The organism is Streptomyces sp. 796.1, from assembly GCF_047525675.1.
GTDB lineage: Bacteria > Actinomycetota > Actinomycetes > Streptomycetales > Streptomycetaceae > Streptomyces.
On record NZ_JBLIWA010000008.1, the window covers coordinates 63,513 to 75,703 of the forward strand.

Consider the following 12,191-nt stretch of genomic DNA (forward strand, 5'->3'; position numbering starts at 1 on the left):
AAATGGGTATCCGCAAGTACAAGCCGACGACTCCGGGCCGTCGTGGCTCCAGCGTCGCCGACTTCGTCGAGATCACGCGGTCCACGCCGGAGAAGTCGCTGGTCCGCCCGCTGCACAGCAAGGGCGGTCGTAACAACGCCGGTCGTGTGACCGTTCGCCACCAGGGTGGCGGACACAAGCGCGCGTACCGCGTCATCGACTTCCGTCGTCACGACAAGGACGGCGTCCCGGCGAAGGTCGCTCACATCGAGTACGACCCCAACCGCACCGCGCGCATCGCGCTGCTGCACTACGCCGACGGTGAGAAGCGCTACATCATCGCGCCGGCCGGCCTGAAGCAGGGCGACCGGATCGAGAACGGCCCCGGGGCCGACATCAAGCCGGGCAACAACCTGCCGCTGCGCAACATCCCGGTCGGTACGGTCATCCACGCCATCGAGCTGCGGCCCGGCGGCGGTGCGAAGTTCGCCCGCTCCGCCGGTGCGTCCGTGCAGCTCCTGGCGCGTGAGGGGGCCATGGCCCACCTCCGTATGCCGTCCGGTGAGATCCGCCTGGTCGACGTCCGCTGCCGCGCCACTGTTGGTGAGGTCGGCAACGCCGAGCAGTCGAACATCAACTGGGGCAAGGCCGGCCGTATGCGCTGGAAGGGCGTCCGCCCGACCGTCCGCGGTGTCGTGATGAACCCCGTCGACCACCCGCACGGTGGTGGTGAGGGCAAGACCTCCGGTGGTCGCCACCCGGTCTCGCCGTGGGGTCAGAAGGAGGGCCGTACGCGCTCGCCGAAGAAGGCCAGCAACAAGTACATCGTCCGCCGCCGCAAGACGAACAAGAAGCGCTAGGAGCGGGTTTAGATGCCGCGCAGTCTCAAGAAGGGGCCCTTCGTCGACGACCACCTGATCAAGAAGGTGGACGTACAGAACGAGGCAGGCACCAAGAACGTCATCAAGACCTGGTCCCGCCGCTCCATGATCGTCCCGGCCATGCTCGGCCACACGATCGCGGTGCACGACGGCCGCAAGCACGTCCCGGTGTTCGTCACCGAGTCGATGGTCGGCCACAAGCTCGGCGAGTTTGCGCCGACCCGCACCTTCCGCGGCCATGAGAAGGACGACCGCAAGTCGCGTCGTCGCTGATCTGCGGAAAGCGAAGACCATGACAGACACCGAAGGGACAACCATGGAAGCCAGGGCCCAGGCGCGGTACATCCGCGTCACGCCCATGAAGGCCCGCCGCGTGGTGGACCTTATCCGTGGCATGGATGCCACGGAGGCTCAGGCGGTCCTGCGTTTCGCCCCGCAGGCCGCCAGCGTGCCGGTCGGCAAGGTGCTGGACAGCGCCATTGCCAACGCCGCGCACAACTACGACCACACCGACGCGAACAGCCTCTACATCTCCGAGGCGTACGTCGACGAGGGCCCGACCCTGAAGCGGTTCCGGCCGCGCGCCCAGGGCCGTGCCTACCGGATCCGCAAGCGGACCAGCCACATCACCGTGGTCGTCAGCAGCAAGGAAGGAACCCGGTAATGGGCCAGAAGGTAAACCCGCACGGGTTCCGGCTCGGTGTGACCACGGACTTCAAGTCCCGTTGGTACGCCGACAAGCTGTACAAGGACTACGTCAAGGAAGACGTCGCGATCCGTCGCATGCTCACCCAGGGCATGGAGCGCGCCGGCATCTCCAAGGTCGAGATCGAGCGCACCCGGGACCGGGTCCGCGTCGACGTCCACACCGCCCGGCCGGGCATCGTCATCGGCCGCCGCGGCGCGGAGGCCGACCGGCTCCGGGGCAACCTGGAGAAGCTCACCGGCAAGCAGATCCAGTTCAACATCCTTGAGGTGAAGAACCCGGAGACCGACGCTCAGCTCGTGGCGCAGGCCGTGGCCGAGCAGCTCTCCTCGCGCGTCTCCTTCCGTCGTGCCATGCGCAAGAGCATGCAGTCGACGATGAAGGCCGGCGCCAAGGGCATCAAGATCCAGTGTGGTGGCCGTCTCGGCGGCGCCGAGATGTCCCGCTCCGAGTTCTACCGCGAGGGCCGTGTGCCCCTGCACACCCTGCGCGCCAACGTGGACTACGGCTTCTTCGAGGCCAAGACGTCCTTCGGCCGCATCGGTGTGAAGGTGTGGATCTACAAGGGCGACGTGAAGAACATCGCCGAGGTCCGCGCCGAGAACGCGGCTGCGCGTGCGGGCAACCGCCCCTCGCGCGGCGGCGGCAACGAGCGCCCGGCCCGTGGTGGCCGTGGCGGCGAGCGGGGCGGCCGAGGCCGCAAGCCGCAGCAGCAGTCGGCTCCGGCCGCCGAGGCCCCCAAGGCCGAGGCGCCTGCCGCCGCTGCTCCGGCGGAGACCACCGGAACGGAGGCCTGACCGACATGCTGATCCCTCGCAGGGTCAAGCACCGCAAGCAGCACCACCCGAAGCGGTCGGGTATGGCCAAGGGCGGCACGGAGCTGGCGTTCGGCGAGTACGGCATCCAGGCCGTCACCGCGGCGTACGTGACGAACCGTCAGATCGAGGCCGCTCGTATCGCCATGACCCGCCACATCAAGCGTGGCGGCAAGGTCTGGATCAACATCTACCCGGACCGGCCGCTCACCAAGAAGCCCGCCGAGACCCGCATGGGTTCCGGTAAGGGTTCTCCGGAGTGGTGGATCGCGAACGTCAAGCCCGGTCGGGTGATGTTCGAGCTGTCCTACCCGAACGAGAAGACTGCTCGCGAGGCGCTGACCCGCGCCGCGCACAAGCTTCCGATGAAGTGCCGCATCGTTCGGCGCGAGGCAGGTGAGTCGTGATGGCGGCCGGTACCAAGGCGACCGAGCTGCGCGAGCTGAACGACGAGAATCTCGTCGCCAAGCTCCGTGAGGCCAAGGAGGAGCTGTTCAACCTCCGCTTCCAGGCGGCGACCGGACAGCTTGAGAACCACGGCCGGCTGAAGGCCGTCCGCAAGGACATCGCCCGGATCTACACCCTGATGCGTGAGCGCGAGCTGGGCATCGAGACGGTGGAGAGCGCCTGATGAGCGAGACGAATGTGACTGAGACTGCAAACGAGCGCGGCTTCCGCAAGACCCGTGAGGGTCTGGTCGTCAGCGACAAGATGGACAAGACCGTCGTCGTCGCCGTTGAGGACCGCGTCAAGCACGCGCTGTACGGCAAGGTCATCCGTCGTACGAACAAGCTCAAGGCGCACGACGAGCAGAACGCCGCGGGCATCGGCGACCGCGTCCTCCTCATGGAGACCCGGCCGCTCTCGGCGACGAAGCGCTGGCGCGTCGTCGAGATCCTCGAAAAGGCCAAGTAATTCCCCTCCGAGGGGGACCCCCTCGGAATAGTTCCGCCAGGCTCGGCAGGGACTCGGGCGACCGGGTCCCTGCCGGGAACCGGCAGACGATCAGGAGATAGACGTGATCCAGCAGGAGTCGCGACTGCGCGTCGCCGACAACACTGGTGCGAAGGAGATCCTTTGCATCCGTGTTCTCGGTGGTTCCGGTCGCCGCTACGCGGGCATCGGTGACGTCATCGTCGCCACCGTCAAGGACGCGATCCCCGGTGGCAACGTGAAGAAGGGTGACGTCATCAAGGCGGTCATCGTGCGCACCGTCAAGGAGCGCCGCCGCCCCGATGGCTCGTACATCCGCTTCGACGAGAACGCCGCCGTCATTCTGAAGAACGACGGCGACCCCCGCGGCACCCGTATCTTCGGCCCGGTCGGCCGTGAGCTGCGCGAGAAGAAGTTCATGAAGATCGTCTCGCTCGCGCCGGAGGTGCTGTAACCGATGAAGATCAAGAAGGGTGACCTGGTCCAGGTCATCACCGGCAAGGACAAGGGCAAGCAGGGCAAGGTCATCGTGGCCTACCCCCGCGAGGACCGCGTCCTGGTCGAGGGTGTGAACCGGGTCAAGAAGCACACGAAGGCCGGCCAGACCGCTCGTGGCTCGAAGACCGGCGGCATCGTGACGACCGAGGCCCCGATCCACGTGAGCAACGTTCAGCTCGTGGTGGAGAAGGACGGCAAGAAGGTCGTCACCCGCGTCGGGTACCGCTTCGACGACGAGGGCAACAAGATCCGCGTTGCCAAGCGGACCGGTGAGGACATCTGATGACTGCCACCAGTGCAAGCGCCCCCAGCACGCCGCGCCTCAAGCAGCGCTACCGCGAGGAGATCGTGGGCAAGCTGCGTGAGGAGTTCTCGTACGAGAACGTCATGCAGGTCCCCGGCCTCACCAAGATCGTGGTCAACATGGGTGTGGGCGACGCCGCCCGCGACTCCAAGCTGATCGAGGGCGCCATCCGCGACCTCACCACGATCACCGGTCAGAAGCCGGCCGTCACCAAGGCCCGCAAGTCCATCGCGCAGTTCAAGCTGCGTGAGGGTCAGCCGATCGGTGCCCACGTCACCCTCCGCGGTGACCGGATGTGGGAGTTCCTGGACCGCACGCTGTCGCTCGCGCTCCCGCGCATCCGCGACTTCCGTGGTCTGTCGCCCAAGCAGTTCGACGGCCGGGGCAACTACACCTTCGGTCTCACGGAGCAGGTCATGTTCCACGAGATCGACCAGGACAAGATCGACCGGGTCCGGGGCATGGACATCACCGTGGTGACGACCGCCCAGAACGACGATGAGGGCCGTGCCCTGCTTCGTCACCTCGGCTTCCCGTTCAAGGAGAACTGACCGTGGCGAAGAAGGCTCTGATCGCTAAGGCCGCCCGCAAGCCGAAGTTCGCGGTGCGCGCCTACACCCGCTGCCAGCGCTGTGGCCGGCCGCACTCCGTCTACCGCAAGTTCGGCCTGTGCCGCGTGTGCCTCCGTGAGATGGCCCACCGTGGCGAGCTGCCGGGCGTGACCAAGAGCTCCTGGTAATTCGACGCTCCGCCTGGTGAGCGCCCTGCGGGGCGCCACCGGAGCGGGGTGGCGAGACCACTGGAGCTCTCGGTAAGCATCCGGCCGGCGGGGGCCCGGCTCTTCTTCCCGTAGGGTAGAAGGGTTGGGCGCCCCGCCGTCCGAGACCGCTGCGGGCGATGCGCCCGCAAGAAGTCGCTTACTACGCCGAAGGTCCCCGCGCCGCACCCGTCCCGAGCTGAATCGGGGAGAGGGATGGCGCAGATAGGAAACCCCGGCGAGAGAGGCCGAAGGCCAATTCATGACCATGACTGATCCCATCGCAGACATGCTGACGCGTCTGCGGAACGCGAACTCGGCGTACCACGACTCGGTGTCGATGCCGCACAGCAAGATCAAGTCGCACATCGCGGAGATCCTCCAGCAGGAGGGTTACATCACCGGCTGGAAGGTCGAGGACGCCGAGGTCGGCAAGAACCTCATCCTTGAGCTGAAGTTCGGCCCGAACCGTGAGCGTTCGATCGCCGGCATCAAGCGCATCTCCAAGCCGGGCCTGCGGGTCTACGCAAAGTCCACCAACCTGCCGAAGGTGCTCGGCGGCCTGGGCGTGGCGATCATCTCCACGTCGCACGGTCTGCTCACCGGCCAGCAGGCTCAGAAGAAGGGCGTGGGTGGGGAAGTCCTCGCCTACGTCTGGTAACCGGGAACGGAGGAATAGCCAATGTCGCGTATTGGACGGCTGCCCATCCAGGTTCCCGCTGGTGTGGACGTCACCATCGATGGCCGTACGGTCCAGGTGAAGGGCCCCAAGGGCACCCTCAGCCACACCGTTGCCGCGCCCATCGAGATCGCCAAGGGCGAGGACGGCGTCATCAACGTCACGCGCCCCAACGATGAGCGTCAGAACAAGGCCCTGCACGGCCTGTCCCGGACGCTGGTGGCGAACATGATCACCGGCGTGACCGCGGGCTACAGCAAGGCACTTGAGATCAGCGGTGTCGGTTACCGCGTCCAGGCGAAGGGCTCCAACCTGGAGTTCTCGCTGGGCTACAGCCACCCCATCCTGATCGAGGCCCCCGAGGGCATCACCTTCAAGGTCGAGTCCCCGACCAAGCTCAGCGTCGAGGGCATCGACAAGCAGAAGGTCGGCGAGGTCGCCGCGAACATCCGCAAGCTGCGCAAGCCTGACCCGTACAAGGCCAAGGGCGTCAAGTACGCGGGCGAGGTCATCCGCCGCAAGGTCGGAAAGGCTGGTAAGTAAGCCATGGCATACGGTGTGAAGATCGCGAAGGGCAACGCCCGCAAGGGTGCCGCCCTCAAGCGTCGCCACATCCGCGTTCGCAAGCGGATCTCGGGTACGCCCGAGCGTCCCCGCCTCGTGGTCACGCGTTCCAACCGCCACATGGTGGCGCAGGTCATCGACGACATCGCGGGCCACACGCTCGCGTCGGCGTCGACCCTGGACACGTCGATCCGTAGCGGAGAAGGCGACAAGAGCGCCCAGGCCAAGCAGGTCGGGGCCCTGGTGGCGGAGCGTGCCAAGGCCGCCGGCGTCGAGGCCGTGGTGTTCGACCGCGGTGGCAACCAGTACGCCGGGCGCATCGCCGCTCTGGCGGACGCCGCCCGCGAAGCCGGGCTGAAGTTCTAAGCCCCGGTTCCGGAGCTAGCGGACCGTAACAGAGAGAGGTATTTCCAATGGCTGGACCCCAGCGCCGCGGTGGCGGCGCCGGTGGCGGCGAGCGGCGGGACCGGAAGGGCCGGGACGGCGGCGCTGCTGCCGAGAAGACCGCGTACGTTGAGCGCGTCGTCGCGATCAACCGCGTCGCCAAGGTCGTGAAGGGTGGTCGTCGCTTCAGCTTCACCGCGCTGGTCGTGGTGGGCGACGGTGACGGCACCGTGGGTGTCGGATACGGGAAGGCGAAGGAGGTTCCGGCCGCCATCGCCAAGGGCGTTGAGGAGGCCAAGAAGAACTTCTTCAAGGTCCCCCGGATCCAGGGCACCATCCCGCACCCCATCCAGGGTGAAGAGGCCGCGGGCGTCGTGCTGCTCAAGCCGGCTTCCCCCGGTACCGGTGTGATCGCCGGTGGCCCGGTGCGCGCCGTGCTGGAGTGCGCGGGCATCCACGACGTGCTGAGCAAGTCGCTCGGTTCGTCGAACCCGATCAACATCGTGCACGCCACGCGTGCGGCGCTCCAGGGGCTTCAGCGTCCCGAGGAGATCGCCGCCCGCCGTGGCCTGCCGCTGGAGGACGTCGCCCCCGCGGCTCTGCTGCGGGCGCGTGCCGGGGTGGGTGCGTAATGGCTCGCCTCAAGGTCACGCAGACGAAGTCGTACATCGGCAGCAAGCAGAACCACCGTGACACGCTGCGTTCGCTCGGGCTGAAGAAGCTCGGCGACGTGGTGGTCAAGGAGGACCGTCCCGAGTTCCGCGGCATGGTGCACACCGTCCGCCACCTCGTCACGGTTGAGGAGGTCGACTGATCATGGCTGGTTCCTCCGAGAGCAAGCCGCTGAAGGTCCACAACCTCCGTCCCGCCCCGGGCGCCAAGACCGCCAAGACCCGTGTGGGTCGTGGTGAGGCGTCGAAGGGTAAGACGGCCGGTCGTGGTACCAAGGGCACCAAGGCCCGTTACCAGGTTCCGGAGCGCTTCGAGGGTGGGCAGATGCCCCTCCACATGCGTCTCCCGAAGCTGAAGGGCTTCAAGAACCCCGCCCACAAGCAGTTCCAGGTGGTCAACCTGGAGAAGCTGGCGTCGCTCTACCCGCAGGGTGGCGAGGTCACGGTGGCCGACCTGGTCGCCAAGGGCGCGGTGCGCAAGAACGAGCTCGTCAAGGTGCTGGGCACCGGCGAGATCTCCGTGGCGCTGACGGTGACGGTGGACGCCGTTTCCGGCTCCGCCAAGGAGAAGATCGCCGCTGCTGGCGGCACCGTTACCGAGCTCATCTGAGTCGGTGACAACCAACCGGGGATGTCCCTTGCGAGGGGCATCCCCGGTTGGTCGTTCCTAGGGGGTCCAGTCGCCGGTAAGCTGGCGTGCGCTGTTACCCTCCGCGTGGCCTGTGTGCGCGCGGGTTTTGGCTGATTTGTATTCGTCGATCCTCAAGACCGTCACCTCTCGCGCTCGGCGCGGGGGGCGCAGGAGGCACCGTGCTCACCGCGTTCGCCCGAGCGTTCAAGACGCCCGACCTGCGCAAGAAGCTGCTCTTCACGCTGGGCATCATTGTCCTGTTCCGGCTCGGGGCGCACGTCCCGGTTCCCGGAATCGACTACTCGAACGTCCAGCAGTGCATGGACGAGGCCAAGTCTCAGCAGGGGCTCTTCGGCCTGGTCAACATGTTCAGTGGTGGTGCGCTACTGCAGATCACCATCTTTGCGCTAGGGATCATGCCGTACATCACGGCGAGCATCATCCTTCAGTTGCTCACGGTGGTGATCCCCCGTCTTGAAGCCCTCAAGAAGGAGGGTCAGTCGGGGCAGGCAAAGATCACGCAGTACACCCGTTATCTGACGGTGGCGCTGGCGATCTTGCAGGGCACCGGCCTGGTGGCCACCGCACGCAGCGGCTCGCTCTTCCAGAACTGCCAGGTCGGCAACGAAATCGTGCCCGACCAGTCGATCTTCGTCACCATCACCATGGTGATCACCATGACCGCCGGCACGGCGGTGGTGATGTGGCTCGGTGAGCTCATCACCGACCGCGGCATCGGCAACGGCATGTCCATCCTGATGTTCATCTCCATCGCGGCCGGCTTCCCCGGCGCGCTGTGGGCGATCCGTCAGCAGGGCAAGATCATGGACGGCTGGCTGGAGTTCAGCCTCGTCATCGTCTGTGGTCTGGCGATGGTGGCCCTGGTGGTCTTCGTGGAGCAGGCACAGCGCCGCATCCCGGTCCAGTACGCGAAGCGCATGATCGGCCGCCGTTCGTACGGCGGGACCTCGACCTACATCCCGCTCAAGGTGAACCAGGCGGGTGTGATCCCGGTCATCTTCGCCTCGTCGCTGCTCTACATCCCGGCGCTCATCGCCCAGTTCAGCGGCTCCGACGCGGAGTGGGCCGTCTGGATCGAGAACAACTTCGTGACCGGTGACCACCCGGTTTACATCGTCACGTACTTCCTGCTGATCGTCTTCTTCGCCTTCTTCTACGTCGCCATCTCCTTCAACCCCGAAGAAGTTGCCGACAACATGAAGAAGTATGGTGGGTTCATCCCGGGTATCCGGGCTGGTCGTCCCACTGCGGAGTACTTGAGCTACGTGCTGAACCGCATCACGTGGCCCGGCTCGCTGTACCTGGGCCTGATCGCTCTGGTGCCAACGGTGGCGCTGGTGACGCTCAACGCCAATCAGAACTTCCCGTTCGGTGGTACCAGCATCCTCATCATCGTGGGTGTTGGTCTGGAGACGGTGAAGCAGATCGAGAGCCAGCTTCAGCAGCGACACTACGAAGGGTTCCTCCGCTGATGCGAATCGTCCTCGTCGGGCCTCCCGGGGCGGGCAAGGGAACGCAGGCCGCGTACCTCGCCAAGAACTTGTCAATCCCGCACATTTCCACGGGTGACCTTTTCCGCGCGAACATCAGTCAGGGCACGCCCCTGGGCCAGCAGGCCCAGGAGTACATGAAGGCCGGACAACTGGTGCCGGACGAGGTCACGGTGGGCATGGCCAAGGACCGGATGGCCCAGCCCGATGCCGAGGGCGGCTTCCTGCTCGACGGCTTCCCGCGCAACCTCCATCAGGCCCAGGTGCTCGACCAGATCCTGACCGCGGACGGGCTGCGCCTGGACGCGGTGCTGGACCTGGAGGTCCCCGAGGACGAGGTCGTGAAGCGGATCGCCGGGCGGCGTACCTGCCGCACGGACTCCAGCCACACCTTCCACGTGGAGTACAGCAAGCCGAAGGTCCCGGACGTCTGTGACGTCTGCGGCGGCGAGCTGTACCAGCGCGAGGACGACAGTGAGGAAACGGTCCGCAAGCGGCTGGAGGTCTACCACAGCGAGACCGAGCCGATCATCGACTTCTACAAGGCCCAGGGCCTGGTCGTGACGATCTCGGCGCTCGGCAAGGTGGCCGAGGTCACCCAGCGGGCCATGGACGCGCTGCTCCAGCAGTCCGAGCGGACCGCGACGACGGACGGCCGGACCGTACCGGGTCCGTGAGTCCAGACCACCGCCGGCCCGATGGGGCGGGTGCGGCGGTGCGGTAACGGCGCGTGCGGCCGTGGTGCTCCCAGCGAGCGCCACGGCCGTACTGTTGTGTGTAGGTATCACAGAAGGCGGAAGGCGACCCATGTTGGAGATCAAGACCCCGGAGCAGATCGCGAAGATGCGGGCGGCGGGGCTGGTCGTGGCGCGCATCCACGAGGCCTGCCGGGCGGCTGCCGTCGTGGGCGCCACCACCAAGGACCTGGATGACGCCGCCCGCAAGGTGATCGCCGAGGCCGGGGCCAAGTCCAACTTCCTGGGGTACGGCGGCTTCCCCGCGACGATCTGCACCTCGGTGAACGACGTGGTGGTGCACGGCATCCCGGACGCGGAGACCGTGCTGAAGGACGGCGACATCATCTCCATCGACGCCGGTGCCATCGTGGACGGCTGGCACGGGGACGCCGCGTTCACCGCCTTCGTCGGTGAGGGGCACGCGCCGGAGCTGCACGAGCTGAGCCGGGTCACCGAGGAGTCGATGTGGGCCGGCCTGGCGGCGGTCCGCAAGGGGCACCGGCTGGTGGACGTCTCGCGGGCCATCGAGCAGTACATCCGCCGGCAGCCGCGGCCGGCCTCCGGCAAGTACGGGATCATCGAGGACTACGGCGGCCACGGCATCGGCAGCGAGATGCACATGGACCCGCACCTGCTGAACTACGTCTCCCGCAAGCGGGGCAAGGGCCCGAAGCTGGTGCCAGGACTGTGTCTGGCGATCGAGCCGATGGTGAGCCTGGGCACGGCCCGTACCCATGTGCTGGCGGACGACTGGACGGTCAAGACGGACGACGGTTCCTGGTCGTGCCACTGGGAGCACTCGGTGGCGCTGACCGAGGAGGGCCCGCTGGTGCTGACCGCGGTGGACGGCGGCCGGGCGAAGCTGGCCGAGTACGGCGTGACGGCGGCGCCCGACCCGCTGGCCGCGGGCTGAGCGAGGCCGGGCCTGCCCCGATTTGGCCGGTCCGTACGCCGCTGAGCGGCACCTTGCTTAATGATCTCCGCGTACGGGCAGAAGACCTGGATTCGTCTTTCGGGTACCGCTGACGTAGACTGATGCGTCGGCTCTCGTATATCCGCGCGCCCGCATGTCAGCTCGTTCTGAGCGACGCTGCGAGCGCGTGTCCGTGCCGAGAGTTGATCAAGGTAGCCGATTCGAAGGGCGAAGCGTGGCCAAGAAGCAAGGTGCCATCGAAATCGAGGGCACCGTGATCGAGTCCCTGCCGAACGCCATGTTCAAGGTGGAGCTCCAGAACGGTCACCAGGTCCTCGCGCACATCAGCGGCAAGATGCGCATGCACTACATCCGCATCCTCCCTGACGACCGGGTCGTGGTGGAGCTCTCTCCCTACGACCTGACGCGCGGACGCATCGTCTACCGCTACAAGTAGATCTCGCCGCCGTCCCGCTCCCGTGGGGCGATGGCACGACCCGGAGAACCTCACCCATGAAGGTCAAGCCGAGCGTCAAGAAGATCTGCGACAAGTGCAAGGTGATCCGCCGTCACGGCCGGGTCATGGTCATCTGCGACAACCTGCGCCACAAGCAGCGCCAGGGCTGACGCACGACCCCGCACCTCGCAGTACCTTCGCGCGACGCGAGCAATACGTACATACGCAGTCACCCGTCCGCAGCTGATGCGGATGACACCCCCGGCGGAGGCCGGGGACCCGGCAGGGCCCTCCGCGGAGGGCGGTCGGGAGAGGTGCTGCGGAAGACCTCCGTCTATCACCTGGAGCCAGATTCATGGCACGCCTCGCAGGCGTTGACCTCCCGCGCGACAAGCGCGTGGAGGTTGCCCTCACCTACGTCTTCGGCATCGGTCGCACCCGTGCCCAGGAGACCCTGAAGAACACCGGCGTCAACCCGGACACCCGCGTTCGCGACCTGGCCGAAGAGGACCTGGTCAAGATCCGCGAGTACGTGGACGCCAACCTCAAGACCGAGGGTGACCTCCGTCGTGAGATCCAGGCCGACATCCGCCGCAAGGTCGAGATCGGTTGTTACCAGGGTCTGCGTCACCGTCGTGGCCTGCCGGTCCACGGTCAGCGCACGAGCACCAACGCCCGCACCCGCAAGGGCCCGCGTCGCGCCATCGCCGGCAAGAAGAAGCCGGGCAAGAAGTAGTCCGCACCGGACGCGCCGCGGATCGGGGGCCCGCC

The 12,191-nt window shown here is 66.7% G+C and carries 23 protein-coding genes; all 23 read left to right on the forward strand.

Translation table 11 applies throughout. The features are described 5' to 3' along the window. Positions 1-2 precede the first annotated feature (2 nt). The 23 genes from rplB to rpsM all read left to right on the forward strand — a co-directional run bounded on the left by rplB (position 3) and on the right by rpsM (position 12,156). The gene (gene rplB / locus ACMA1D_RS07745; protein WP_349990621.1) at positions 3-839 is read left to right on the forward strand and encodes a 50S ribosomal protein L2; all 837 of its coding nucleotides are present in this window, start codon (positions 3-5) and stop codon (positions 837-839) included. A gap of 12 nt (positions 840-851) precedes the next feature. Continuing rightward, complete coding sequence (rpsS, locus tag ACMA1D_RS07750; RefSeq protein ID WP_014178772.1) at positions 852-1,133, forward strand: 30S ribosomal protein S19; 282 nt, start codon at positions 852-854, stop codon at positions 1,131-1,133. A 43-nt stretch (positions 1,134-1,176) separates the two neighbouring features. Beyond that, on the forward strand, positions 1,177-1,524 hold the full coding sequence (rplV, locus tag ACMA1D_RS07755; RefSeq protein WP_414723204.1) for a 50S ribosomal protein L22: 348 nt from the start codon (positions 1,177-1,179) through the stop codon (positions 1,522-1,524). Then, on the forward strand, positions 1,524-2,363 hold the full coding sequence (rpsC, locus tag ACMA1D_RS07760) for a 30S ribosomal protein S3 (protein WP_277320557.1): 840 nt from the start codon (positions 1,524-1,526) through the stop codon (positions 2,361-2,363). Before rplV ends, rpsC begins: the two co-directional genes overlap by 1 nt. Before the next feature lie 5 nt (positions 2,364-2,368). Then, entirely contained in the window at positions 2,369-2,788 is a 420-nt protein-coding gene (gene rplP / locus ACMA1D_RS07765; protein WP_311726659.1) for a 50S ribosomal protein L16, read from the forward strand. Continuing rightward, a complete protein-coding gene (gene rpmC / locus ACMA1D_RS07770) occupies positions 2,788-3,012 on the forward strand; it encodes a 50S ribosomal protein L29 (protein ID WP_414723126.1) in 225 nt (74 codons plus the stop codon). The genes rplP and rpmC overlap by 1 nt, the downstream gene beginning before the upstream one ends. Further along, on the forward strand, positions 3,012-3,296 hold the full coding sequence (gene rpsQ, locus ACMA1D_RS07775; protein WP_349990627.1) for a 30S ribosomal protein S17: 285 nt from the start codon (positions 3,012-3,014) through the stop codon (positions 3,294-3,296). The genes rpmC and rpsQ overlap by 1 nt, the downstream gene beginning before the upstream one ends. 103 nt (positions 3,297-3,399) lie before the next feature. Continuing rightward, positions 3,400-3,768: a 50S ribosomal protein L14 gene (gene rplN / locus ACMA1D_RS07780; RefSeq protein WP_176163508.1), complete on the forward strand. Its 369-nt coding sequence runs from the start codon at positions 3,400-3,402 to the stop codon at positions 3,766-3,768. A gap of 3 nt (positions 3,769-3,771) precedes the next feature. Continuing rightward, complete coding sequence (gene rplX, locus ACMA1D_RS07785; RefSeq protein ID WP_209239899.1) at positions 3,772-4,095, forward strand: 50S ribosomal protein L24; 324 nt, start codon at positions 3,772-3,774, stop codon at positions 4,093-4,095. Next, complete coding sequence (rplE, locus tag ACMA1D_RS07790) at positions 4,095-4,667, forward strand: 50S ribosomal protein L5 (protein ID WP_349990630.1); 573 nt, start codon at positions 4,095-4,097, stop codon at positions 4,665-4,667. The genes rplX and rplE overlap by 1 nt, the downstream gene beginning before the upstream one ends. A 2-nt stretch (positions 4,668-4,669) precedes the next feature. Then, the gene (locus ACMA1D_RS07795) at positions 4,670-4,855 is read left to right on the forward strand and encodes a type Z 30S ribosomal protein S14 (RefSeq protein WP_004571834.1); all 186 of its coding nucleotides are present in this window, start codon (positions 4,670-4,672) and stop codon (positions 4,853-4,855) included. 280 nt (positions 4,856-5,135) lie between these two features. Then, the gene (gene rpsH / locus ACMA1D_RS07800) at positions 5,136-5,534 is read left to right on the forward strand and encodes a 30S ribosomal protein S8 (RefSeq protein ID WP_349990632.1); all 399 of its coding nucleotides are present in this window, start codon (positions 5,136-5,138) and stop codon (positions 5,532-5,534) included. Positions 5,535-5,555: 21 nt separating this feature from the next. Next, on the forward strand, positions 5,556-6,095 hold the full coding sequence (gene rplF / locus ACMA1D_RS07805) for a 50S ribosomal protein L6 (RefSeq protein ID WP_349990636.1): 540 nt from the start codon (positions 5,556-5,558) through the stop codon (positions 6,093-6,095). 3 nt (positions 6,096-6,098) lie between these two features. Further along, positions 6,099-6,482: a 50S ribosomal protein L18 gene (rplR, locus tag ACMA1D_RS07810; RefSeq protein ID WP_414723127.1), complete on the forward strand. Its 384-nt coding sequence runs from the start codon at positions 6,099-6,101 to the stop codon at positions 6,480-6,482. A 47-nt stretch (positions 6,483-6,529) separates the two neighbouring features. After that, on the forward strand, positions 6,530-7,132 hold the full coding sequence (rpsE, locus tag ACMA1D_RS07815) for a 30S ribosomal protein S5 (protein WP_176163514.1): 603 nt from the start codon (positions 6,530-6,532) through the stop codon (positions 7,130-7,132). Beyond that, positions 7,132-7,314, forward strand: a complete 183-nt coding sequence (gene rpmD / locus ACMA1D_RS07820) for a 50S ribosomal protein L30 (protein ID WP_144380953.1) — start codon at positions 7,132-7,134, stop codon at positions 7,312-7,314. Before rpsE ends, rpmD begins: the two co-directional genes overlap by 1 nt. Before the next feature lie 2 nt (positions 7,315-7,316). Next, positions 7,317-7,781 (forward strand): 50S ribosomal protein L15, encoded by a 465-nt coding sequence (gene rplO, locus ACMA1D_RS07825; RefSeq protein ID WP_349990641.1) that lies wholly within the window; start codon positions 7,317-7,319, stop codon positions 7,779-7,781. Between the two features lie 200 nt (positions 7,782-7,981). Further along, the gene (gene secY, locus ACMA1D_RS07830) at positions 7,982-9,295 is read left to right on the forward strand and encodes a preprotein translocase subunit SecY (RefSeq protein ID WP_414723128.1); all 1,314 of its coding nucleotides are present in this window, start codon (positions 7,982-7,984) and stop codon (positions 9,293-9,295) included. Further along, positions 9,295-9,990 carry an adenylate kinase gene (locus tag ACMA1D_RS07835; RefSeq protein WP_414723129.1) on the forward strand — a complete coding sequence of 232 codons (696 nt, stop codon included), beginning with the start codon at positions 9,295-9,297 and terminating at the stop codon, positions 9,988-9,990. The genes secY and ACMA1D_RS07835 overlap by 1 nt, the downstream gene beginning before the upstream one ends. A 130-nt stretch (positions 9,991-10,120) precedes the next feature. Beyond that, entirely contained in the window at positions 10,121-10,963 is an 843-nt protein-coding gene (map, locus tag ACMA1D_RS07840; RefSeq protein ID WP_414723130.1) for a type I methionyl aminopeptidase, read from the forward strand. A gap of 235 nt (positions 10,964-11,198) precedes the next feature. Beyond that, positions 11,199-11,420, forward strand: coding sequence for a translation initiation factor IF-1 (gene infA / locus ACMA1D_RS07845; RefSeq protein ID WP_030262853.1), 222 nt, complete (start codon positions 11,199-11,201; stop codon positions 11,418-11,420). A 56-nt stretch (positions 11,421-11,476) separates the two neighbouring features. Continuing rightward, positions 11,477-11,590 carry a 50S ribosomal protein L36 gene (gene rpmJ / locus ACMA1D_RS07850; protein WP_003956441.1) on the forward strand — a complete coding sequence of 38 codons (114 nt, stop codon included), beginning with the start codon at positions 11,477-11,479 and terminating at the stop codon, positions 11,588-11,590. A gap of 185 nt (positions 11,591-11,775) precedes the next feature. After that, a complete protein-coding gene (gene rpsM / locus ACMA1D_RS07855; RefSeq protein ID WP_414723131.1) occupies positions 11,776-12,156 on the forward strand; it encodes a 30S ribosomal protein S13 in 381 nt (126 codons plus the stop codon). Positions 12,157-12,191: the final 35 nt, after the last annotated feature.

Bases quoted from the DNA above. Each gene is read 5' to 3' on its own strand.
- rpmC (WP_414723126.1), top strand. From the start codon at position 2,788: ATGGCGGCCGGTACCAAGGCGACCGAGCTGCGCGAGCTGAACGACGAG.
- map (WP_414723130.1), top strand. From the start codon at position 10,121: ATGTTGGAGATCAAGACCCCGGAGCAGATCGCGAAGATGCGGGCGGCG.
- rpsE (WP_176163514.1), top strand. From the start codon at position 6,530: ATGGCTGGACCCCAGCGCCGCGGTGGCGGCGCCGGTGGCGGCGAGCGG.
- rpsQ (WP_349990627.1), top strand. From the start codon at position 3,012: ATGAGCGAGACGAATGTGACTGAGACTGCAAACGAGCGCGGCTTCCGC.
- rplB (WP_349990621.1), top strand. From the start codon at position 3: ATGGGTATCCGCAAGTACAAGCCGACGACTCCGGGCCGTCGTGGCTCC.
- rplR (WP_414723127.1), top strand. From the start codon at position 6,099: ATGGCATACGGTGTGAAGATCGCGAAGGGCAACGCCCGCAAGGGTGCC.
- rpmD (WP_144380953.1), top strand. From the start codon at position 7,132: ATGGCTCGCCTCAAGGTCACGCAGACGAAGTCGTACATCGGCAGCAAG.
- rplE (WP_349990630.1), top strand. From the start codon at position 4,095: ATGACTGCCACCAGTGCAAGCGCCCCCAGCACGCCGCGCCTCAAGCAG.
- rplV (WP_414723204.1), top strand. From the start codon at position 1,177: ATGGAAGCCAGGGCCCAGGCGCGGTACATCCGCGTCACGCCCATGAAG.
- rplF (WP_349990636.1), top strand. From the start codon at position 5,556: ATGTCGCGTATTGGACGGCTGCCCATCCAGGTTCCCGCTGGTGTGGAC.
- rpsM (WP_414723131.1), top strand. From the start codon at position 11,776: ATGGCACGCCTCGCAGGCGTTGACCTCCCGCGCGACAAGCGCGTGGAG.
- rplO (WP_349990641.1), top strand. From the start codon at position 7,317: ATGGCTGGTTCCTCCGAGAGCAAGCCGCTGAAGGTCCACAACCTCCGT.
- rplP (WP_311726659.1), top strand. From the start codon at position 2,369: ATGCTGATCCCTCGCAGGGTCAAGCACCGCAAGCAGCACCACCCGAAG.
- rplX (WP_209239899.1), top strand. From the start codon at position 3,772: ATGAAGATCAAGAAGGGTGACCTGGTCCAGGTCATCACCGGCAAGGAC.
- ACMA1D_RS07835 (WP_414723129.1), top strand. From the start codon at position 9,295: ATGCGAATCGTCCTCGTCGGGCCTCCCGGGGCGGGCAAGGGAACGCAG.
- rpmJ (WP_003956441.1), top strand. From the start codon at position 11,477: ATGAAGGTCAAGCCGAGCGTCAAGAAGATCTGCGACAAGTGCAAGGTG.
- rpsC (WP_277320557.1), top strand. From the start codon at position 1,524: ATGGGCCAGAAGGTAAACCCGCACGGGTTCCGGCTCGGTGTGACCACG.
- rpsH (WP_349990632.1), top strand. From the start codon at position 5,136: ATGACCATGACTGATCCCATCGCAGACATGCTGACGCGTCTGCGGAAC.
- rpsS (WP_014178772.1), top strand. From the start codon at position 852: ATGCCGCGCAGTCTCAAGAAGGGGCCCTTCGTCGACGACCACCTGATC.